This is a genomic window from Blastococcus aurantiacus, assembly GCF_900102425.1.
Taxonomy (GTDB): domain Bacteria; phylum Actinomycetota; class Actinomycetes; order Mycobacteriales; family Geodermatophilaceae; genus Blastococcus; species Blastococcus aurantiacus.
This window is the reverse complement of record NZ_FNBT01000001.1, coordinates 68,045-89,225: the sequence shown is the minus strand read 5'-3', so window position 1 is coordinate 89,225 and position 21,181 is coordinate 68,045. Positions and strand designations below refer to the sequence as shown.

Annotated in this window: 19 protein-coding genes and 1 riboswitch; of the genes, 9 read left to right on the top strand and 10 right to left on the bottom strand. The window is 74.0% G+C overall.

The window, feature by feature from the left end:
* Positions 1-9: 9 nt before the first annotated feature.
* Entirely contained in the window at positions 10-630 is a 621-nt protein-coding gene (locus tag BLS70_RS00425) for an FMN reductase (protein WP_091763575.1), read from the bottom strand.
* Positions 627-1,787 carry an LLM class flavin-dependent oxidoreductase gene (locus BLS70_RS00420; protein ID WP_091763574.1) on the bottom strand — a complete coding sequence of 387 codons (1,161 nt, stop codon included), beginning with the start codon at positions 1,785-1,787 and terminating at the stop codon, positions 627-629. The genes BLS70_RS00425 and BLS70_RS00420 overlap by 4 nt, the downstream gene beginning before the upstream one ends.
* 294 nt (positions 1,788-2,081) lie before the next feature.
* Here BLS70_RS00420 and BLS70_RS00415 point away from each other — a divergent pair, with 294 nt between their 5' ends.
* Together BLS70_RS00415 and BLS70_RS00410 are read left to right on the top strand one after the other, a co-directional pair.
* Positions 2,082-3,014, top strand: coding sequence for a DivIVA domain-containing protein (locus tag BLS70_RS00415; RefSeq protein ID WP_176946211.1), 933 nt, complete (start codon positions 2,082-2,084; stop codon positions 3,012-3,014).
* 116 nt (positions 3,015-3,130) lie between these two features.
* Positions 3,131-3,640, top strand: a complete 510-nt coding sequence (locus BLS70_RS00410) for a universal stress protein (RefSeq protein ID WP_091763572.1) — start codon at positions 3,131-3,133, stop codon at positions 3,638-3,640.
* A gap of 38 nt (positions 3,641-3,678) precedes the next feature.
* Here the strand turns inward: BLS70_RS00410 and BLS70_RS00405 are convergent, their stop codons facing one another.
* Positions 3,679-4,329, bottom strand: coding sequence for a TetR/AcrR family transcriptional regulator (locus BLS70_RS00405; RefSeq protein WP_091763571.1), 651 nt, complete (start codon positions 4,327-4,329; stop codon positions 3,679-3,681).
* Positions 4,330-4,489: 160 nt separating this feature from the next.
* On the opposite strand from BLS70_RS00405, the gene BLS70_RS00400 reads away from it, so the two are divergent.
* The 4 genes from BLS70_RS00400 (at position 4,490) to BLS70_RS00385 (ending at position 8,673) form a co-directional block, all read left to right on the top strand.
* On the top strand, positions 4,490-5,971 hold the full coding sequence (locus BLS70_RS00400; RefSeq protein WP_091763570.1) for a flavin-containing monooxygenase: 1,482 nt from the start codon (positions 4,490-4,492) through the stop codon (positions 5,969-5,971).
* Positions 5,971-6,813, top strand: coding sequence for an SDR family NAD(P)-dependent oxidoreductase (locus BLS70_RS00395; protein WP_091763569.1), 843 nt, complete (start codon positions 5,971-5,973; stop codon positions 6,811-6,813). Before BLS70_RS00400 ends, BLS70_RS00395 begins: the two co-directional genes overlap by 1 nt.
* A 47-nt stretch (positions 6,814-6,860) precedes the next feature.
* A complete protein-coding gene (locus BLS70_RS00390) occupies positions 6,861-7,511 on the top strand; it encodes a class I SAM-dependent methyltransferase (RefSeq protein ID WP_091763568.1) in 651 nt (216 codons plus the stop codon).
* Between the two features lie 125 nt (positions 7,512-7,636).
* Positions 7,637-7,789, top strand: a riboswitch (cyclic di-AMP (ydaO/yuaA leader).
* A gap of 77 nt (positions 7,790-7,866) precedes the next feature.
* Complete coding sequence (locus BLS70_RS00385; RefSeq protein WP_091763567.1) at positions 7,867-8,673, top strand: aggregation-promoting factor C-terminal-like domain-containing protein; 807 nt, start codon at positions 7,867-7,869, stop codon at positions 8,671-8,673.
* Positions 8,674-8,736: 63 nt separating this feature from the next.
* Here the strand turns inward: BLS70_RS00385 and BLS70_RS00380 are convergent, their stop codons facing one another.
* Positions 8,737-9,954 carry a glycoside hydrolase family 3 N-terminal domain-containing protein gene (locus BLS70_RS00380; protein ID WP_091763566.1) on the bottom strand — a complete coding sequence of 406 codons (1,218 nt, stop codon included), beginning with the start codon at positions 9,952-9,954 and terminating at the stop codon, positions 8,737-8,739.
* Positions 9,955-10,100: 146 nt separating this feature from the next.
* Between BLS70_RS00380 and BLS70_RS00375 the strand changes: the two genes are divergently transcribed.
* Positions 10,101-10,499, top strand: a complete 399-nt coding sequence (locus tag BLS70_RS00375; RefSeq protein WP_091763565.1) for a hypothetical protein — start codon at positions 10,101-10,103, stop codon at positions 10,497-10,499.
* Between the two features lie 14 nt (positions 10,500-10,513).
* Here BLS70_RS00375 and BLS70_RS00370 read toward each other — a convergent pair whose 3' ends face one another.
* The 6 genes from BLS70_RS00370 to BLS70_RS00345 form a co-directional block, all read right to left on the bottom strand.
* Positions 10,514-11,242, bottom strand: a complete 729-nt coding sequence (locus BLS70_RS00370; protein ID WP_091763564.1) for a GAF and ANTAR domain-containing protein — start codon at positions 11,240-11,242, stop codon at positions 10,514-10,516.
* 182 nt (positions 11,243-11,424) lie between these two features.
* Entirely contained in the window at positions 11,425-12,375 is a 951-nt protein-coding gene (locus tag BLS70_RS00365; protein ID WP_091763563.1) for an anti-sigma factor RsbA family regulatory protein, read from the bottom strand.
* Positions 12,372-13,226, bottom strand: a complete 855-nt coding sequence (locus tag BLS70_RS00360) for an MEDS domain-containing protein (RefSeq protein WP_091763562.1) — start codon at positions 13,224-13,226, stop codon at positions 12,372-12,374. Before BLS70_RS00360 ends, BLS70_RS00365 begins: the two co-directional genes overlap by 4 nt.
* A 63-nt stretch (positions 13,227-13,289) precedes the next feature.
* Entirely contained in the window at positions 13,290-14,702 is a 1,413-nt protein-coding gene (pntB, locus tag BLS70_RS00355) for a Re/Si-specific NAD(P)(+) transhydrogenase subunit beta (RefSeq protein ID WP_091763561.1), read from the bottom strand.
* Positions 14,699-16,270: a Re/Si-specific NAD(P)(+) transhydrogenase subunit alpha gene (locus BLS70_RS00350; protein WP_255362131.1), complete on the bottom strand. Its 1,572-nt coding sequence runs from the start codon at positions 16,268-16,270 to the stop codon at positions 14,699-14,701. Before BLS70_RS00350 ends, pntB begins: the two co-directional genes overlap by 4 nt.
* A 162-nt stretch (positions 16,271-16,432) precedes the next feature.
* Positions 16,433-17,911, bottom strand: coding sequence for a leucine-rich repeat domain-containing protein (locus BLS70_RS00345; protein WP_176946210.1), 1,479 nt, complete (start codon positions 17,909-17,911; stop codon positions 16,433-16,435).
* Between the two features lie 282 nt (positions 17,912-18,193).
* On the opposite strand from BLS70_RS00345, the gene BLS70_RS00340 reads away from it, so the two are divergent.
* Positions 18,194-20,263 carry a putative bifunctional diguanylate cyclase/phosphodiesterase gene (locus BLS70_RS00340; RefSeq protein WP_091763560.1) on the top strand — a complete coding sequence of 690 codons (2,070 nt, stop codon included), beginning with the start codon at positions 18,194-18,196 and terminating at the stop codon, positions 20,261-20,263.
* The gene (locus BLS70_RS00335; protein ID WP_255362130.1) at positions 20,260-21,099 is read left to right on the top strand and encodes an HDOD domain-containing protein; all 840 of its coding nucleotides are present in this window, start codon (positions 20,260-20,262) and stop codon (positions 21,097-21,099) included. The genes BLS70_RS00340 and BLS70_RS00335 overlap by 4 nt, the downstream gene beginning before the upstream one ends.
* The last annotated feature ends 82 nt before the right edge of the window (positions 21,100-21,181 follow it).

The following is a 21,181-nucleotide window of genomic DNA, read 5'->3' as shown; positions in this document are numbered from 1 at the left end:
GTCGAGGGATCAGGAGCCGCGGAGCAGGTCCTCGAAAGACGTCGTCGGGTCGGCGAACGGGTCGACGGGTGCTGCGGGCGGGCGCCCGGCCACCAGGTCGGCGAGCTCGCCGGCGGCCCGTGCCACCCGGTCGGCGAGCGCGCGACCGGCCTCCCCGGCGCCCGCCCAGTCCTCCGCCGCGGCGAACACGGCGGTCGGGACGACGGTGGCGCGCAGGTAGGCGAACAGCGGCCGGAGCGCGTGCTCGAGGGCCAGCGAGTGCCGCGCCGTCCCCGCTGTGGCGCCCATGAGCACCGGCGTCCCCACCACGGCGTCCTTGTCGAGCACGTCGAAGAAGGTCTTGAACAGACCGCTGTAGGACGCCGAGAAGATCGGCGTCACGGCGATGACCGCGTCGGCGCCCACGACGGTGTCGACGGCGGCCTGCAGCGGCTTGTTGGCGAAGCCCGTGAGCAGGTCGTCGGCGAGGTCCCGGGCGTGCTCGCGCAGCTCGATGACCTCGACGGTGGCGGTGATGCCCCGGTCGGCCAGCGCCGCCACGGCGGCCGCCGTGAGCCGGTCGGCCAGCAGCCGGGTCGAGCTGGGGGTGCTCAGCCCGGCGCTGACGACCGCGATCGTGCGGGTGCTCATCGGACCTCGATCTCCTCGCGGGCCTGGGTGGGGGCCCGGCCCGTGACGCTGTCGGCGCCCGCGTGCACGGTGGCGTCCTTCGGGCCGCCCGCAGCGGCGACCCGCGAGGCGTGGGTCGGGGCATCCGGGACGTGCGCGGGCTTGAGCGCGGCGAACTCCCGGCGGAGCACCGGCACGACCTCCTCGCCGAGCAGGTCGAGCTGCTCGAGGACCGTCTTCAGCGGCAGGCCGGCGTGGTCGATGAGGAACAGCTGGCGCTGGTAGTCGCCGACGTAGTCGCGGAAGCCCAGCGTGCGCTCGATGACCTGCTGCGGGCTGCCGACGGTCAGGGGCGTCTGGCTCGAGAACTCCTCCAGCGAGGGGCCGTGGCCGTAGACCGGGGCGTTGTCGAAGTAGGGCCGGAACTCCCGGACGGCGTCCTGGGAGTTGCGCCGCATGAAGACCTGCCCGCCGAGGCCGACGATCGCCTGGTCGGCGCTGCCGTGGCCGTAGTGCTCGTAGCGGCGGCGGTAGAACTCCACCATCCGCTGGGTGTGCTCGGGCGGCCAGAAGATGTGGTTGTGGAAGAAGCCGTCGCCGTAGTAGGCGGCCTGCTCCGCGATTTGCGGGGAGCGGATCGAGCCGTGCCACACGAACGGAGGGACGCCGTCCAGCGGCCGCGGCGTGGAGGTGAAGCCCTGCAGCGGGGTGCGGAACTTCCCCTGCCAGTCCACGGTGTCCTCGGTCCAGAGCCGCCGCAGCAGGGCGTAGTTCTCGACCGCGAGCTCGATGCCGTTGCGGATGTCCTTCCCGAACCACGGGTAGACCGGCCCGGTGTTGCCGCGACCCATCATGAGGTCCACCCGACCGTCGGCCAGGTGCTGGAGCATCGCGTAGTCCTCGGCGATCTTCACCGGGTCGTTGGTGGTGATCAGGGTGGTGGCGGTCGACAGCTGCAGCGTGGAGGTCCGTGCCGCGATGTGCGCCAGCGTCGTGGTGGGGGAGGAGGAGAAGAACGGCGGGTTGTGGTGCTCCCCGAGCGCGAAGACGTCCAGCCCCACCTCCTCGGCCTTCTGCGCGATGGCGAGGACGGCCTTGATCCGCTCGGCCTCGGTCGGCGTGCGACCAGTCGTCGGGTCCTGGGTGATGTCGCTGACCGTGAAGATGCCGAACTGCATGACCGCCCCTGGGATGGTTGAGAGTGCAACTACTGCTCGGGACAACTTAGCGGACGGGGCCGGCATTCCCTGCCCGCGGCGGTCGCACCGGCCGACTTCGCTGCGTGACCGACTCGCCACCAGCAGCAGAACTACGCCGATGGCAGTTCACGGTCCGGTCACGGCGCACCTCGCCACCTTCCCGGTTCTGGCACTGTCCGGATCGATACCACTGAGGTGCGAGGGGGCGGCGCGATGGCGGTGCGGGCGGAGACCGGTTCCGGCGAGCAGGGCGGTGCGCGCGGAGGGTCGCCGATGCCCGCCTTCACCGGGGCGCTGGACACGATGCTCGGCTCCGCGCCGGTCTTCCGGAGCCGGATGCGTGGCTACGACCCGGCGGAGGTCGACACCTACGTCTCCTGGGCGGAGTCGGAGCTGCGCACCGTGCGGCGCCAGGTCGACGACCTGCTGGCCCGCTTCGGCGCCGCCTCCGCCGAACTGGAGACCTCCCGCCGTCTGCTGGCGGACGCGCCGCGCGGCCGGGTCGTCTTCCCCGTGTCCGAGCGCGTGGAGGAGATGCTCCGGCTCGCCGCCGACGAGGCGGCCGCCATGACCGAGAACGGCGCCCGCGAGGCCGAGCACCTGGTGGCCGAGGCGCGCAGCGAGGCCGACGCGCGGCTGCGGAAGGCGCGCGAGATCAAGGAGACGGCGGTGCGGGCCGCCGACGAGCTGCGCGACCAGGCCCGCAAGCAGCGGGCCGTGGCCCAGTCGGTGCTGGACCGTGCACGCGCGGAGGCCGCCGAGGTGCTGCGCGCGGCCGCCGCGGAGCGCGACCGCCTGGGCGAGGAGGCCGCCCGCGAGCGCGACCGCCTGGCTGTCGCGGCCGCGGAGGACCGTCGGCGCCTGGACGACGAGGCCGCCCGCGAGCGCGAGCAGGCCGCGGCCACGGCCGCGGAGCGGCTGGCCGGGCTCCAGGCCGAGGTGGCCGAGCTGCGCCGCCAGCGCGATCAGGCGCACCAGTCGCTGCGCGGCCTGAGCAGCCGGATCGGGGAGGCGCTGCAGGCCGTCGCGGCCACGGTGCCCGAGGTGGTCGAGCCCAACTTCGCGGTGGAGGGCAGGGAGTACGACCCGGCCCTGGTCGACTCGGACCCGGCGGGCAGGCCCGCCGCCGCCGACGCGCCTCCCGGGCAGCGCGGCGCGGGCGACGGCGTGGTGCTCCTGCGACGTGCGGCGGCCGTGTCTTCCTGACCCACCCCCGCTCATCCGCTCGCCCGCGGAAACTCGGGGGCCGATCCGCGCGTGCGGTAGGAAGAGTCCTCCGGTGCGGTGTGCACCGGTGCCGCAGCTGACAGGGAGGTCCAATCGTGGACGAGGTCGCCGAGACGGTGCAGCTCGACGGTGGGGTGGTCGTCGCGCACGACGGCTCGAAGAGCGCGCAGGAGGCGCTGATCTGGGCCGGCAGGCTGGCGGCCAGGGCCGACGTGGAGCTGCACGTCGTCCGGGCGTGGGCCATGACGACCGCCCCGCAGCCGTCCTCGTGGACGCCCGGCTACGTGCCGCCGCTCGCCGACTACGAGAAGGCCGTGGGCGACGAGCTGGAGGCGCACGTCGCCGTCGCCCAGTTGGACGCGGGATGCCGCGTCACCTGCCACGTCGTGCACCGGGCGCCGGCGCAGGCCCTCATGCAGGCGGCCGAGAACGCCAGCCTGCTGGTCATGGGTGCCCGGGGTCGAGGCGGCTTCTCCGGCCTGCTCCTGGGCTCGGTCAGCGACAAGCTGGTGCACCACGCCCCGTGCCCGGTGACCGTGGTCCGCACCGGCGCGACGGGCAAGGCGATCGCCGCGGACGAGGGCGCCGTCGTCGAGGTCGGCTGACCGCACCGGGATACCGGCGGGCCGGCCCGGCGGGGCGGTCAGTCCGGCGGGCTGCCGTAGACGGCGGTGAGCCAGACCCGCAGGAGCACGGGGACGACGTCCTCGTCGGCCACCGCCGGCCCGTCGCCGCTGAGCGACGCGTAGATCACGCGCTCGTTCATCGAGGTGAGCGCGATCGCCAGGTCGCGCGCCGCCGGGCCGGCCGGTGCCGCCCCGCGTGCCCGCTCGGCCTCGATGGACGTGGCGCAGCGCTGCACCCAGCGCTCGAAGACCTCGGCCCACAACGTCCGCACGGCTCCGCTCGTCGAGCGCGCCTCGGCCCACGCGACGGTGAGCGCGCGGTGGGTGCGGAACGTGTCGTAGTAGGCGGCCAGTGCCCGCTGCCACGCCTCGCGCGGTCCCGCGGCGGGTGAGTCGAACACCGCTCCCATGGTGGCGTCGGCCTCGGCGACCACCCGGTCGAGCAGCGTCAGCAGGACGGCGTCCTTGGAGGGGAAGTAGAAGTAGAAGGTCGGCCGGGAGATGCCCGCGCCGCGGGCCAGGTCGTCGACCGAGATGGCGGACAGGGACCGCTCCTCGAGCAGCCGCTCGGCCGTGGCGAGAATGGCCAGCTCCCGGTCGTCCCCGGTCGCGCGCGACGGACGACGGCCGCGCCCGGGCGTCACCGGGGGAGCTGCGCCGTCCGACATGTTCCGGAGAGTACCGGCGCGAACCCGTATCTCGACACCCCGTTGACTCGTTCGACAGTGCGTCGATAACGTCGGCGGTGCCTCGATCTCCCTGGCAGAGTCCCGCGGCAGCGCCGAACCCCTCGCCCGGCTCCGGCCGGCCCGTTCCTGGAGTGTGCACATGAGTCCGGAGCACGTGGACGTCCTGGTCGTCGGCGCCGGCCTGTCGGGCATCGGTGCCGCCTGCCACCTGCAGGCCGAGTGCCCCGACAAGACCTATGCGGTGCTGGAGTCGCGCGGCGCCATCGGCGGCACCTGGGACCTGTTCCGCTATCCGGGCATCCGCTCGGACTCCGACATGTTCACCCTCGGCTACGCCTTCCGCCCGTGGACCGGCGCGAAGGCGATCGCCGACGGCGAGGCGATCCGCGAGTACATCGTGGACACCGCCCGCGAGTACGGCGTCGAGGAGAAGATCCGCTTCCACCACGAGGTCGTCTCGGCGGACTGGTCGAGCGCGGAGGCGCGCTGGACGGTCACCGCCCGGCGCACCGACACGGGGGAGACGGTGCAGCTGACCTGCTCGTGGCTCTCGGTCTGCTCCGGCTACTACCGCTACGACGAAGGCTTCCGTCCCGAGTTCCCCGGCGAGGAGCGGTTCGCAGGTGCGCTGATCCACCCGCAGCACTGGCCGGAGGACTTCGACGCCACCGGCAAGCGGATCGTCGTCATCGGCAGCGGTGCCACGGCCGTGACCCTCGTGCCCAACCTGGCCGACGACGCCGAGCACGTGACGATGCTCCAGCGCACGCCCAGCTACATCATGTCGCTGCCCGGGAAGGACCCGCTCGCCGAGCTGCTGAACAGCTTGCTGCCGCCGAAGGTCGCCTATCCGATCGTGCGCTGGAAGAACGTGCTCACCACCACCGCGCTGTTCCAGGCCAGCCGGCGCTGGCCGAACGGCGTGCGCAAGCTCATCCGCAGGCTCACCGAGAAGCAGCTGCCGGCCGGCGTCGACGTCGACACGCACTTCAACCCGCCGTACGACCCGTGGGACCAGCGCCTGTGCCTCGTCCCCGACGGCGACCTGTTCCGCACCCTGCGCAGCGGCAAGGCTTCCATGGTCACCGACCGGATCGCCACCTTCACCGAGACCGGCATCGAGCTCGAGTCCGGGAAGCACCTGGACGCCGACGTGGTCGTCAGCGCCACGGGGCTGAACCTGCTGGCCATGGGCGGGATGACCCTGCACCTGGACGGCGAGCCGGTCGACGTGTCCGAGACCGTCTCCTACAAGGGGATGATGCTCTCCGGCGTGCCCAACTTCTCCATGGTCATCGGCTACACGAACGCCTCGTGGACGCTCAAGGCCGACCTGGTCAACCGGTACGTGTGCCGTCTGCTGCAGCACATGGACCGGCGCGGGCTCGCCGTCGCCACCCCGCTCGCCCCGCCCGAGGGCGCCGACCTGCCCTTCCTCGACCTCGCCGCCGGCTACGTGCAGCGCAGCCTCGCCCAGCTGCCCAAGCAGGGCAGCCGCACGCCGTGGAAGCTCCACCAGAACTACATCCGCGACGTGCGGCTCATGCGCCGCGGTCCGCTGGAGGACGAGGGCATCGCGTTCAGCGCCGTCCCGGCCCGGACCGAGCAGGCGGCCGCCTGATGCGCGCCTACGAGTTCTCCGGCGGCACGGCCGTCGTCACCGGCGCGGCCAGCGGGATCGGGGAGGCGCTCGCCGTGCAGCTCGCCGACCGCGGCAGCTCCCTGGCGCTGGTGGACCGGGACGGTGACCGGCTGGCTGCTGTCGCCGACCGCATCCGTGGCGCTCACCCTCGACTGGAGGTCGACACCTACGTCGTCGACCTCGCCGACGAGGTGGCCACCGACGCGCTGGGAGCGGCGCTGGCGACCGCCCACCCGGGGACGACGCTGCTGGTGAACAACGCCGGCGTCGCGCTGGGCGGGCGCTTCGACCAGGTCACCCTCGAGGAGTTCGACTGGGTGCTGGCGATCAACTTCCGGGCGGTGGTGCGACTCACCGCGGCGCTGTTGCCCGTGCTGAAGGCCAACGAGGGCGCGCACCTGGTCAACGTCTCCAGCGTCTTCGGCATCTTCGCCCCGCCCGGGCAGGCCGCGTACGCCGCCAGCAAGTTCGCCGTCCGGGGCTTCAGCGAGTCGCTGCGGCACGAACTGGCCGACGACGGCGTGGGGGTGACCGTCGTCCACCCCGGCGGCATCCGGACGCGGATCGCCGAGACCGCGCGCCTGGGCTCCGGCGTGGACGCCGAGGAGGTCGCCGCGGGCCGCGAGCAGATGGCCAAGCTGCTGCGCATACCGCCGGAGAAGGCGGCCGCGCAGATCGTCGCCGCGATCGAGGCGCGTCGTCCCCGCGTGCTCATCGGGCTCAGCGCGAAGGTGCCCGACCTGCTGGTGCGGCTGCGGCCGGGTACCTACTGGCGGCTCATCGCCCGGGGCATCGCCGCCCGGGGAGGCGCCCCGAAGTAGCCCGACCCACCGCACGGCGCCGCACCCGGCCCGGCGAGACTGACGGGGTGTCCGTCCCCGCCTCCTTCATCCGCGCCCACACCCGGCCCGTGCGGCCCTCGCTGGTGCCCGAGGTGCAGCTGCTCGTCGCCGCCGACGTCGTCGCGCTCTGGGAGGCGATGGAGGGCGAGCAGGGCCGCACGGAGCAGGAGCCGCCGTTCTGGGCGGCGGCCTGGCCGGGTGGGCAGGCGCTGGCCCGCTACGTGCTCGACACCCCGGACCTCGTCGCCGGCCGCTCGGTGCTCGACCTGGGCGCGGGCAGCGGCCTGGTCGCCGTGGCGGCGGTCCTCGCCGGTGCCACGCGGGTGGTGGCGAGCGAGATCGATCCTTTCGGCCTGGCCGCCATCCCGGAGAACGCGGCGCTCAACGGCGTCAGCGGGATCGAGCCGGTCGGCGACCTGCTGGGGGAGCGGCCGCCCGCCGTCGACGTCGTCCTGGCCGGTGACGTCTGCTACGACCGGACCATGACGGAGCGGGTGCTGCCGTTCCTCGACGCCGCGCGGGCGGCCGGCGCCGAGGTCCTCATCGGCGACCCCGGCCGGCCGTACCTGCCGCACGACCGGCTGGAGGAGGCCGCCGTGCACGAGGTCGCCGACACCGAGGACGCGCCGGGCCGGCCGCCACGGGTGCGGCGCACGACGGTCTGGCGGCTGCCCTGACGTCACCCCAGGTGCGTCAAGGGGACATGCGTCACGCCAGAAAATGTCATTGAACGTTTGTCACGGGCCGATAACGGCGGCTACGTTGGATCGGTCCGGTCGGCGGCCCCTCACCGAGGGTGCCGCGCCGGGCGCCGCCGAGTCGTCCTGCGGGACGAGCCGGGGACCCATCGAACCACTGGGGTGAATCCTGGCCCCGGACCTCCAGTCCGGGGCGGGTAGGGCTACTTCCCGCCCGAATCCGTCAGCTAACTCGGTAGGCGGCTCACGGAAGAACTGGACAGCCGCAGACGTGTGCCGCCCCTGTGAGGGCGGCTGCTCTGCTGCGCCCTGACACCCGGAGCAGAACCTCCTCATGAACCTCCGCACCACCATGCACGCACGTCTCCGCAACCGTCCGCCCCTCGGTACCCGTCGGTCCGCCGCCCTCGTCGGTGTGGCCACCGCCGGCGCCGTCATGGTCGGCGTCCTGTCGGCCGGGGAACCCGAGGCGCAGGCCGTGGCCCGGACCGAGTCGATGAGCGTCGCCCAGCAGCTCGGCATCGCCGCGGAGCCCAGCGCCGCGCTCGACGCCGACACCGTCGCGCCGCTCGAGCAGCTGGCCGCCAGCCGCAGCGCCCGGGACGCCGACCAGGCCACCGCCGCCCTCCAGCAGCTGGCCGCCGAGCAGGCCGAGCGGGACCGCCTCGCTGCCGAGGAGGCCGCCCGCCGTGCCGCGGAGGAGGCCGCCCGCCGTGCTGCCGAGGAGGCCGCCCGCGCCGCCGAGGCCGCGCGCGCCGCCGAGGCCGCGCGCGCCGCGGAGGCGACGCGGAGGACGCAGGCGCCCGCCCCGGTCCGGTCCGGTGGCGGCGGGTCCGCAGCCGCGGCGCCGTCGGGCTCCTTCCAGAGCTACGCGCTGCAGAGGCTCGGCGGCGACAGCTCGCAGTTCTCCTGCCTCGAGAAGCTGTGGGGCAAGGAGAGCGGCTGGAACCCCAACGCGCAGAACCCCAGCAGCACCGCGTACGGCATCCCGCAGTTCCTGGACAGCACCTGGGCCGGCACCGGGATCGCCAAGACCTCGAACGGCTACCGGCAGATCGATGCCGGCCTGATCTACATCGAGAACCGCTTCGGTTCGCCCTGCGGGGCCTGGTCGCACTCCCAGGCCAAGGGTTGGTACTGACGGACCCAGCCTGACCGGAGGCCCGTCCCGCTCACGCGGGGCGGGCCTCCGGTACGTCGCGGCTCAGTCCAGGAGGCCGGCCCGGGCCTTGGCCAGCAGCGCCGTGCGGACGGCGGCGTCCACGACGGCGGCGAACGCGGGATCGGCGGCGTCACGGGCGACGACGGCGTCCAGCATCGCCGGGAAGGTATCCGGGGCGACGGTGAGCACGAGGGTGCCGCCCGCGGCCAGGAAACGGACAGCCCGCTCGCCGACCGGCACGTCCGCGACCGCGGTGGCGTTGCCGAGGTCGTCGGAGATGACCGGGCCGGTGAACCCCAGCCGGCCGCGCAGCACGTCGCGGACGACGACGGGGGAGAACACCGCCCGGTTCGCCGGGTCGATGCGGGGATAGGTCGCCGACGACAGCATGACCATCGGGTGCGCCTCCGTGGCGGACAGCGTGCTCGCGAAGGCGGACACCTGCTCGTCCACGGCCGAGGTCTCCGGGTCGACGACGTCCGCGCTGTCGTCGGTGTTGCCGCGCACCCGGCCCAGCCCCGGGAAGTGCTTGAGCGTCGCGGTGACCCCGGCGCCGGCGAGCCCGTCGACGACCGCCGTCGCGGCCGGGACGACCTCCGCGGCCGTGGCGCCGTACTGGCGGTCGTGGGCGCCGACCGGGCCGTTGCTGCTCTCCGTGCCCGCCGGCACGACGTCCACGACGGGGGCGAGGTCGAGGTTCACGCCGGCGCTGGCCAGCTGGCCGCCCAGCGCGGCGGCCAGCGCCGCCAGCTGGTCGGCGGGCAGGTCACCCTGCGCCGTGGCGGGCGGGAGGCGCTCGAACCCCGCCCCCTTGAGGCTCTGCACGCTGCCGCCCTCCTGGTCGGCGGCGATCCACAGCTCCGGGCCCCGGCTCAGCTCCTGCCAGCCGGCGGTCAGCTCGGCGAGCTCGGCGGCCGACGCGGGCGGCCGGCCCGCGAGGAACGTGCCGCCCACCCCCTGGGTGACGAGGTCCGCACCCCGGTCCGGGTCGTCGGCCGGGACGCCGACGACGAACAGCTGCGCGATCCGGGCCCGCCGGTCCAGCCCGGCCAGGGCCGCGGCGACCTGCTGCTCCAGGTCCGCGCCGGGCGCGGGGGCAGGGGGCGACGGCTCGGCCGGCGGCGGGGGCGTCGACGTCGAGGCCGAGGTCGTGCCGGTCGCCCCGGCGTCGGACCGGGGACCGCGCTCGCCCCCGCACCCTGCCAGTCCGCACACGGCGGCCACCAGGACGGCCGTGGTGCGGAGGGCGGTCGCGCGCATGGCTGTCCTCCGTCGACTCTGCAGCAGCTGCCGGGCGCGCCTGCCGACGCGCTCCGCCCGCCAGTCTGCCGTGCGCCGGCCTACGGCGTCCGGGCGGACCGGGCGCCGGGCTCGCCCCCGCGCCGTCCGCGGAATAGCGTCCGGGTATGACCGAGGAGCAGCCGGCGCCCGACCGTCCGGTGCCGCCGGGGAGCGCCGTCGGGCGGTCCATCGAGGAGTTCGTGCAGCAGCTCCGGGGCTTCACCGACCGGGCGCGGGCGGCCGCCGGATCGGTGCCGTCGCGGCTGTCCCTCCCGGCGCTGCCCAGCCCGCCCGGCGCCATGTCGGCGGCCCAGCTGCGGGCAGTGGCAGAGATGGTGGCGGCGCAGCGCGCCTCGATCGGGGGCATGCGCGCCCAGCTGGACGCCTTCGACCAGCAGCTGGCGGTGTTCGAGCGCATCCTCGAGCCGCTGGTGGAGTGGAGCGGTACGTGGGCCCGGCTGGAGGAGGCAGTGGGCGACCTCGTGCGCCGGGACGGCGGGAGCGCCGGGCCCCCGCCTGCCTGACGCACCCCGGCCGGTCAGTCCGGCCGGAACTCGCCGCTGGCCACGAACCGCACCGCGACGTCGCGCAGCTTGGTGTTGGTCTCCATCGACACGCGGGTGAGGGCCTGGAAGGCGGCGTCGGGCGTGAGCCGGAACCGCTCCATGAGGATGCCCTTGGCCTGGTCGATGACCGCCCGGGAGTCCAGCGCGGACTGCAGGTGCTCCGCTCGCGCGACGGCCGCCTCGTAGAGGTACATGTTCGACACCGGGACGGCGGCGTAGGCGGTGAGCCGGACCAGCAGGTCCCGGGTCCGCTGGTCGGCCGTGGTGAGCTGGCGGGCGTACACGTTCAGCGCGCCGGACACCTGCTCCCGCACGGGCAGGGGGTGGGACAGCATGCTGTCGCACCCGGCCTCGGCCGCGACCGCGGCGAAGTCCGGCCACTGCTGGTCGGACCGGGTGTCGGCGATCTCCGACGGCCGGCCGGTCGCCGCCGCGCTCAGGCAGGGCCCCGCGCCCAGCCGGTACTGCTCCTGGTCCAGCTCGAAGGCGAGGTCGCCGCTGGACGCCACGGTGCTCGCCCGACCGCCCCGCAGGATGGTCACCGAGGCGATCGGCTCACCGGGGAGCACCCGCGCCGTCAGCTCGGTGACCGTGCGGACGATCGACTCCAGGGAGTGCTCGGCGAAGTTGAGGCGGCCGAGTTCGTCGAAGGCCGACTGGACGACGGCGGCGTCCGGCCCATCGGCGTCGGGGGATGTCACGTACTGCTCCGTGTCAGGTCTCTCCGGACGTGCTGTGCCGGTGGGATCGGCAGGCTCCGGATCCCGGTGAACCAGTGGAGGGACTCCTCCAGGCGCCGGTTGTATGACGCACCGGGATCATAACGGCGAGGGAGCGGCAGGTGGGACGGACTCCGGTCGTGCCCCCACCGATCCGGTCCTCTTCAGCGCCAGGTGGTGACGCGGACCGTCGTCCCCCAGGAGCCGGACCGCACCTGCACCAGGTCGCAGAGCTGGTTGACGAGGTAGAGCCCCCATCCGCCGGAACGCTCCGCCCCGGGCGGCCGGCGGCCGGCCAGCGGCTCGGTCAGCTGCCCCCTGTCGCTGAACTCGACCACCGCGGCGTCGTCGGTGCGCCACATGGCGAGGCTGCCGCTCCCGCCCCCGTGGCGGACGGAGTTGGTGGCGAGCTCCGCAGCGGCCAGCTCGAGGGCCTCGGAGCGCTCGACGGACAAGCCGCAGGAGCGGGCGAACGACGCCACGGTGCGCCGGGTGGGCCGGAGGTCCTCGGGCCCGTACGTACCCCGCAGGACGCCCTCGTGGGGCGGGGGGAGGGGCGTGCCGAAGTCCGCGGCGGCGGCGTCCGGGGAGAAGGAGGTGCTGGGCCGGCCGCCGGTCGGCGTCGCGACCAGCGGGTGCGAGAGCAGCGCGCCGGTGCGGACGTCCCGGGGGAGGCGGACCTGGTCGTAGGGGCACAGCAGCCGCCACGGCGGGCCGTCGGCGAAGGCGGTGCCCAGCAGCAGCTCGTGCAGCCGGCACTCGGCGTACTCGGCGTCGTGGCGCCCCGGCCACGCCGATTCCCCGACGCCGCGCAGCCGTCGGCCTGCGGCGGTGGCCTCCGCCAGCAGCGTGGTGCATGCGTCGATGAGCCGCCCGGGGTTGCGACCGAGCTCCGTCACGTCCAGCCAGCGCACCGCAGCGGCCGCCGGGCCCAGCGCGGTCCGCAGGAGTTCCTGGCGGTCGGGTGGCTCGGCGACCACCACCTCCTCGTCGAAGGCCAGTCCCTCGTGGAGGAAGGGCAGCAGCCCGGCGAGGAAGGTCGCGTCGTCGCGGTAGAGCAGGACCTCGTGGGTGAAGGCGGTCGGGGCGGTCGCGGACGACCCCCTGGTGCTCATCCGCGGGCGTCGGCGAAGGTGACCGGCGCGATGTCGGAGAAGCCGAGGATGCGCCAGATCCGCTGCACCAGGGCGGAGGCGCCGCGGATCTCGAGCGGTACGCCCCGGTCGCGGAGCGCGATCGCCCAGCCGGCCAGCGCCCGGCAGCCCGCGACGTCGACGAACTCCAGGCCACCGAGGTCCAGGACGGCCGACCGGCCGGTCGGCGTGCCGGCCAGCGCGGTGGCGAGCCGTCCCGCCGTGGAGGTGTCGACGCTCCCGGTCAGCACGACGCGGTCGGCGTCGAAGAAGAGCCGGTACGGAGTGACGTGTCCCGGCCCGTGCGCGAGGGGGTGGACGGCCAGCACGTCCCCGAGGGTCGCCGGAGGCAGATCGCTCCGGTAGGCGCACATCGCGGTCATCCCCGCCCCGGACGCGAGGAGCTCGTCGGCGACGTGCTCCCAGCGGACGAGCTCGGCGTGCTGCCCCGAATCGGCGGCCAGCTCGCTGAGCTCGGCGACGACGCGCAGGCCGCTGTATCCGTCGGCCAGCGCCCGGGCCGTCTCCGTGGCGTAGAAGGCCCGCTGCCGCTCGGCGACGAGCGGGCCCGCGACCGCGTAGGCCTCGACGACCGTCATGGTCCCCAGCGCGCCGTCGGCCAGCAGACCGGGGACGTCGCCCAGGTCCTCGCCGGCGCCGTCGAGCGTGGCGATGGCGCGCTCACCCACGCACAGGAGCCGCTCCCCGCGGGCCAGCCCCCCGGCCAGGAACGCCCGGACGGCCATGTCGAAGGACTCGTCGTCGTCGTGCACCCAGCACAGATGATCGGCCGGGCGCGCCTCCGGCTCCTTCACCGATCCGTGTGCGCGCATGCACCGACGGTAGGCCGATGCCGCGCCCAGCGACAGGGGCGGAGAGCAGAACTCCCCGGGCCGTCAGAGCGCCCGCAGGATGTCCTCCACCCGCTCCCGGGCGTCGCCGAACAGCATCCGGCTGTTGTCCCGGAAGAACAGCGGGTTCTGGACACCGGCGTAACCGGTGTTCATCGACCGCTTGAACACCACGACCCGCTCGGCCTCCCACACCCGGAGCACCGGCATGCCGGCGATCGGGCTGGTGGGGTCGTCGGCGGCGGCCGGGTTCACCGTGTCGTTGGCGCCGATGACCAGGACGACGGAGGTGGCGGCGAGGTCGTCGTTGATCTCGTCCATCTCGAGGACGACGTCGTAGGGCACCTTGGCCTCGGCCAGCAGCACGTTCATGTGGCCCGGGAGGCGGCCGGCTACGGGGTGGATGCCGAAGCGCACCTCGACGCCGCGCTCGGTGAGCTTGCGGGTCAGGTCGGCGACCGCGCCCTGCGCCTGGGCCACCGCCATGCCGTAGCCCGGCGTGATGACCACGGACTTCGCATCGCGCAGCAGCTCGGCGGTCTCCTCGGCGGAGATCTCGGTGTGCTCGCCGTAGTCGACGTCGGAGGACGCGGCGCTGCCCTCGTTGCCGAAGCCGCCGGCGATCACCGAGATGAACGAGCGGTTCATCGCCTTGCACATGATGTAGGACAGGTAGGCACCCGAGGAGCCGACCAGCGCACCGGTGATGATCAGCAGGTCGTTGCCGAGCAGGAAGCCCGACGCCGCGGCGGCCCAGCCGGAGTAGCTGTTCAGCATCGAGACGACGACCGGCATGTCCCCGCCGCCGATCGAGGCCACCAGGTGCCAGCCCAGCGCGAGCGCCAGCACGGTGAGGACGGCGAGCACCGGCAGGTTGGGCTCGATCACGAAGACGACCGTCAACGCGGCGAACGCGGCCAGGGCACCGAGGTTGAGCCAGTTCTTGCCCGGCAGCACGAGCGGGTTGCTCTTGATCCGGGCCGAGAGCTTGAGGAAGGCCACGATCGAGCCGGTGAAGGTGACCGCGCCGATGAAGACGCCGATCGCCACCTCGCCGGAGTGGATGCCCAGCAGGTCGGCCGATACCTCGGTCTGGTTCTCCAGGTCGGCCTCGACCGAGAGGTAGCCGTTCCAGCCGACGAGCACCGCCGCCAGGCCGACGAAGCTGTGCAGGATCGCGATGAGCTCGGGCATCCCGGTCATCTCGACCTTCGCCGCCCGCCACAGGCCGATGGCGGCGCCGATGACGACGGCGACGGCCATCAGCACGGCGCCGGTGCCGGAGAGGCCGTGGTCGACCGCGAGGCCGATGGTCGCGGCCAGGGCGATGACCATGCCGGCCATGCCGTAGGCGTTGCCCGTCTTGGCCGTCTCGTGCTTGGAGAGCCCGGCCAGGCTGAGGATGAACAGCAGCGCGGCGACGATGTAGGCCGCGGAGGCGGCGGACGTGGCGGTCATCGGGCTGCACTCCCCGTGCTCGGGCCGCGGGTGAACATGCCGAGCATGCGGCGGGTGACGGCGAAGCCACCGAAGACGTTGATGCTGGCGACGAGGATGGCCACGAAGGCCAGGGCGGTCACCAGTGCGTCGTCGTGACCGATCTGCAGCAGTGCGCCGACGACGATGATCCCGGAGATCGCGTTGGTGACGCTCATCAGCGGCGTGTGCAGCGCGTGGTGCACCCCGCTGATGACGTAGAAGCCCACGACGACGGCGAGCGCGAACACCGTCAGGTGCTGGACCAGCTCGCTGGGCGAGAAGCCCGCGAGGACGAACAGCAGCGCGGCGCCCAGCCCGACCAGCGCGAGGCGCCGGCCCGGCTTCGGTGGCTCCGGTGGGGGAGCGGGCTGCTTCGGGGCGACGGGGGCGGCTGCCGGGGCGGCCGAGACCTGCACCGGCGGCGGGGGCCAGGTCTTCTCGCCCGCGTGGACCACGGTGATCGTCCGCTGGACGACGTCGTCCATGTCGAGGACGAGCGTGCCGTCCTTGCCGGGGGTGAGCAGCTTGAGCAGGTTGACCAGGTTGGTGCCGTAGAGCTGCGAGGCCTGGGCCGGCAGCCGGGCCGGGAGGTCGGTGTAGCCGATGATCGAGACGCCGTTGGGCGTCACCACGATCTCGTCGGCCACCGAGCCCGCGACGTTGCCGCCCTGGGCTGCGGCCATGTCGACGATGACCGAGCCCGACCGCATGGAGGCGACCATCTCCTCGGTGATCAGCCGCGGCGCGGGGCGGCCGGGGATGAGCGCGGTGGTGATGATGATGTCGACGTCGGTCGCCTGCTCGGCGTACATCTCGGCGGCCCGGCGGTTGAAGTCCTCGCCCATCTCGCGGGCGTAGCCGTCGGCGCTGACCTCCTGCTCGCCGGCCGGCACGGCGACGTACTCGCCACCGAGGGAGCGCACCTGCTCGGCGACCTCGGGGCGCACGTCGGTGGCCCGGACGACGGCACCCAGGCTGCTGGCGGCGCCGATCGCGGCCAGGCCGGCCACTCCGGCGCCGGCCACGAGCACCTTGGCCGGCGGGACCTTGCCCGCGGCGGTGACCTGTCCGGTGAAGAAGCGGCCGAAGACGTGGGCGGCCTCGACGACGGCCCGGTAGCCGGCGATGTTGGCCATCGAGCTGAGCACGTCGAGGGACTGCGCGCGGGAGATGCGCGGGACGGCGTCCATCGCCAGCACGGTGATGGGCCGGGCGGCGAGCGCCTCGACGAGCTCGGGGTTGAACGCCGGGCTGATCAGCCCGATCAAGGTGGCGCCGTCGCGGAGCCGGCCGATCTCCTCGACCGAGGGGGCGTTGACCCGCAGCACCACGTCGGCCTGCCACGCCTCGTCGGCGGTGCCGATGCGGGCGCCCGCTCCGGTGTAGGCCTCGTCGGTGAAGCTGCTGGCCTCGCCGGCCCCGGCCTCGACGACGACGTCGTAACCGAGGCCGACCAGCTGCGTCACCGTCGTCGGCGTCGCGGCCACCCGCGTCTCGCGGCGGCGGGTCTCGCGCGGCACTCCGATGTGCAACGTGGCTCCGATCATCGGGGACCGGCTCCAGGGCCGGTCACCAGGTGTGGGGTCGAACGCGTGCTCGGTGATCCGGGAGGATCATGCCTGGGCAACGACGATGTGCCTGCCCGGGGCCCGCCGATGTGACCACTGCCACGTCCGGTGGGGTGAACGCCGTCACCCCGGTCGCCGATCTCAGGCCAGCCCGTTGACCGAGACGCCGGCCGCCCGCAGCTCCTCGATCCCGGTCAGCCGGGTGCCGTCGGTCTCGTCGAGCCCGAGGTTGACCAGCGACTCCACCCGCAGCAGCGGGCGGAGGTCGGTGAGCGGATTGGCGCCCAGCTGCAGCTCCTGCAGCAGCGGGGCGTCGGCAAGCCCGCCCACGGCGTCGATCCGGTTGCCGAACAGGTCGAGGACCAGGAGCGTCGGCACGGTGCCCAGCGGGGACGGGTCGACGATCGCGTTCCCACCGAGGCGCAGCGTGTCGAGCGTCGGCAGCCCCGCCAGCGGGAAGACGTCGGTGATCGAGTTGCCGGACAGGTCGAGCGCCCGCAGCGCGTCCTTCCCGGCCAGCGCCGAGATGTCGGTGACCTGCGCGGCCGCGACGCCCAGAGCGTTGAGCGTCGTCGTCCCGGCCAGCGGGGACAGGTCGCTCACCGGGTTCTGCGAGAGCCCGAGGTCGTGCAGGGGGAGGGCGGCGAGCGGGCCGATGTCGGCGACCTGGTTGTCGGTGAGCGTGAGCGTGCCCAGCCGCGCGAGGGCGGCGAGCGGGGAGATGTCGCTGATCCGGTTCCGGCTCAGGTCGAGGATGCCCAGCTGGGGCAGCGAGGCGAGCGGGGCGATGTCGGTCAGCCCGTTGCCCGAGAGGTCGAGCTCGACCAGGTTGGGCAGCCGCTGGATCCCCTCCAGCGAGCGGACGGGGCCGAGCGCGGACGTCTCCGGCGTGCAGCTGAGGTCGGTGATCGCGCTGAGATCGCGGTCGGACACCCCGTCGGTCGCCCCCGGCAGGCCCGCGGCGGCGGCCACGCACGCGGCCAGGGCGTCGTCGACGACCACCCGCGCGGGCTCGGTGCTGGTGCCGAACCACGACCACGCCCAGACCCCGGCGCCGGCGACCGTCGCGAGCACCGCGACCACGGCCACCCAGCGCACCGCGCCGGCCCGGGACGACGCGGCGTCCCGCGGAGGACGGGGGAGCGGGGTGGTGCGCCGGTCCGCCGCGACGACCACCAGGAGGAGGCCGGCCAGCAGGGCCAGGGCCGCGAGGCCGGCCCGGGGCCGGTCGACCGTGATCACCGCCGACGTCGACGCAGCGACCGACCGGGCCAGCAGCACGGCGGCGACGGCAGCGGACAGCAGGACTCCGATCCCGGTCGCGAGCACGCCGAGGACCCGGTCCGCGGAGCGCGCCGCCAGGCCCGCGAGCACGAGCGCCACCCCGGCGGCGGCCCAGCCCAGCGGCGCCGTGGTGCCGGCGGCCTGATAGGCCACGTCGCGGAGCGGGGTCGCGGGGTCGGCGAGCGCGAACACGTCCTCGCGTCCGTTGCCGACCAGCCCGAGGACGAGGACGACCGCGCCGGCCGCCGTCACGGGGCCCCACAGCCGTTCGGCCGGGACGCGCCGCGCGGCGGCCAGCAGGAGCGGGACGGCGCACACGGCGGACGCGAGCAGCACAGGGGACGACGACTCGCCCGGCGATCGGACGGCCGGCGCCAGTGCGGCTCCGGCGAGGGCCAGCGCGAGGCAGGTCAGGTCCAGGATGCGGTGGATTGCGGCACCTCCTGGTCCGCAGGCTATCCGGCGGGCGCGCCGTCGGACGGCACCGGCACGGGGCGCCGGCCTCACCCCGACGGGGGACGGGCCCCCGTTGGGCTGAAGGACCCTGCCCCGCTCCGCCGATGACGGCTGTGGCGCACCGATCCGTGGACGCCGTACCGCCTGCGCCGAGGGAGGACCGTGACCGCCGTGATCGCGTCGGACGACCACGTCCCGCCGGAGATCGTCTCCTCCGTCTTCTACAGCGCCTCGGTGAGCGACTCGCTCGCGCTGCTGGTGGCCGAGACGGCCGGCCGCACGCAGCGGATCGCCTGGGCCAACGAGGGGGCCGTCCAGCTGCTGGGCTACGGGCTGGCGGACCTGTCCACGATGCCGGTCGAGCAGCTGTTCCCCACTCTCGGCGGCGGCGAGCTCAAGCTGCTGCTGCGGCGGGAGCGGTCGGCGCGGCGCACGCTGCAGGTGCGGACCGCCAGCGGCGCGCTCGTCGAGGCCGGCGTCATCACCACGCCGTCCCCGGGGGGACGCCGGTGGACGGTGATGCTGCGGGCGACCGCGAACGAGCAGGAGCGCGCCCTGCGCGCGACCGCGGACGCGCACGAGCGGCGCTTCTCCGCCCTCACCGAGCGCTCACCGGTGCCGACGCTGCTCTCCGAGCAGGGCATGCGGCTGGCGCACGTCAACGACGCGTTCTGCGGCCTCGTGGGTCGCGGCGCCGACCAGATGCTGGGCACCGGCTGGATCGACACGATCCACCCCGACGACCTCGACGCGGTCATCGAGCAGGTCTCCGCGGCCCTGGACGGCGGCGAGGTCGAGGTGCAGGCCCGTCTGGTCCGCGACGACGGCGCGCTGCGCACGACGGTGATCCGCTTCGCCCACCTGTTCACCCCGGGCGTCGGCGCCGGCTTCGTGGCCACCATCGAGGACATCACCGACCGGCTGGCCTTCGAGGCGCAGCTGGCGCACCAGGCGAACCACGACCCGCTGACCGGGCTGCCCAACCGCACGCTGCTGGCCGAGTACGTCGCCGAGCGGTTCCGCCCGGCCGCGGGTGGGCTGGCCTGCCTCTTCCTGGACCTCGACAACTTCAAGGTCGTCAACGACTCGCTCGGTCACACCTCCGGCGACGAGCTCCTCGTCGAGGTGGCCGACCGCCTCCGCGCAACCGTGCGTCCCGGCGACCTGGTCGCCCGCTTCGGCGGCGACGAGTTCGTCGTGGTGTGCGAGCGGGTGGACGAGGACGACGCCGTGGCGCTGGCCGAGCGCATCACCGCGGCCCTCTCCCGGCCCATGCGGCTGGGCGGCGTCGACGTCCGCCCGCACGCCAGCGTCGGGGTCACGGTCCAGACCGCCGAGCACGTCGCACCCGAGGAGCTCATCCGGGACTGCGACATCGCCATGTACCAGGCCAAGGCCGGGGGCAAGGGGCGGATCTCGGTGCTCGACCAGGAGGCCCGGGCGCAGGCGCGGGACAAGCTGCGACTGGTCACCGAACTGCGCGACGCCATCGACGACCGCGCGATCACGCTGCTGTACCAGCCGATCTTCGGCACGGTCTCCCGCACGCCGGTCGCCGTCGAGTCGCTCGCCCGGTGGGACCACCCGGTCCGCGGGCCGATCAGCCCGTCGGTCTTCGTGCCGTTGGCCGAGGAGAGCGGCCTGATCGCGGGCCTGGGCCTGCTCGTGCTCGACGAGACCTGCCGGCAGCTCGCCGAGTGGGACCGCCTCACCGGCGCCGCCGCGCCGCCCCGGGCGAACGTGAACGTCTCGGCCCTGCAGCTGGACGGGAACCTGCCCGACCAGGTGCTGGCCGCCCTGCAGCGCCACGAGCTGCACCCCTCGCGCATCTCCATCGAGATCACCGAGTCCGCCCTCATGAAGGACCCGGAGTCGGCCCAGAAGGTGCTGCAGCAGTTGCGCGACCTCGGCGTGGAGCTGGCGATCGACGACTTCGGCACCGGTTACTCCTCGCTGGCCTACCTCCGCCACCTGCCCGTCCAGTGCCTGAAGGTCGACCGGTCCTTCGTCGCCGAGCTCGGCGACGGGCACGGGGAGATCGCCTCGGCGGTCATCGCGCTGGCCCGCAACCTCAACCTCTGCACCGTCGCCGAGGGCGTGGAGACCGCCGAGCAGGCCGACGAGCTCGGCCGGCTCGGGGCCACCTACCTGCAGGGCTTCAACCTCGCCGAGCCCATGACCGGGGGGCACGCAGCCGCCTGGTTCGCCGTCCACGGGGAGACCACCACGTGACCGTCACACCGTTCCCCGAACTCGCGCCGGTCCCGGCCCCGGTGTTCGACGTCGAGACGATCCTCGCCGGCATCGACACCATGGCCGCGCAGAAGCCGGTCGCCGCGCAACTGGTCTCGGTGGCCAACTCCGAGGACACCAGCGCCAAGGAGCTGTCGCGCATCCTCGCCTCGGACGTGGCGCTGGCCGGACGGGTCATGAAGCTGGCCAACTCGGCCTACTTCGGCATGCGCGGCCGGGTCACCTCGCTCCAGTTCGCGGTGACCGTCGTCGGCTTCACCACGGTGCGCACCATGGCGACCGTCGCGCTCACCGACCTCGACGACGAGTCGCGGCTGCCGGAGAACTTCTGGGACTTCACCACGCACCTGGCCCTGGCGGCGTCCACGCTGGCGCCCCGCTTCGGGGAGCGCCCGCAGGACGCGCTGTGCCTCGGGCTGCTGGCCCAGCTGGGGGCGGCGCTGCTGTTCCACAACGACAAGGAGGGCTACGGCGAGATCGCGGCCGCCGAGCCGACCTTCGCGGGCCGCCGCGCCGCGGAGACCCGCCGGTACGGCATCAACAGCCTCCGGCTGACCGCCGTCGCGCTGGAGCAGTGGGGCTTCCCGGCCCCGATGGTCGTGCCCCTCAAGCACGTGGACGACTACCGGGCCCCCGAGGGCGCGCTGCTGCGCAGCTGCTTCGAGATCGCGGCCCGGCTCACCACCGAGGACTACGACACGGTGCCGATCGTGCGGGTCAGCTGCGGGCAGCTCCGGGAGGACGACGTCGTCCCGGTGCTCGACGTCGTCCGCGCCGACGCCGACGAGCTCCGCCGCGCCATGCTCGCCGACTGAAGGAAGGCCGGCGGTCTCGACCGGTCAGCGCAGTCGCGGACGGAAGCCCTTCGAGCGCGTCGAAGCATCGACCGCTGCCGTC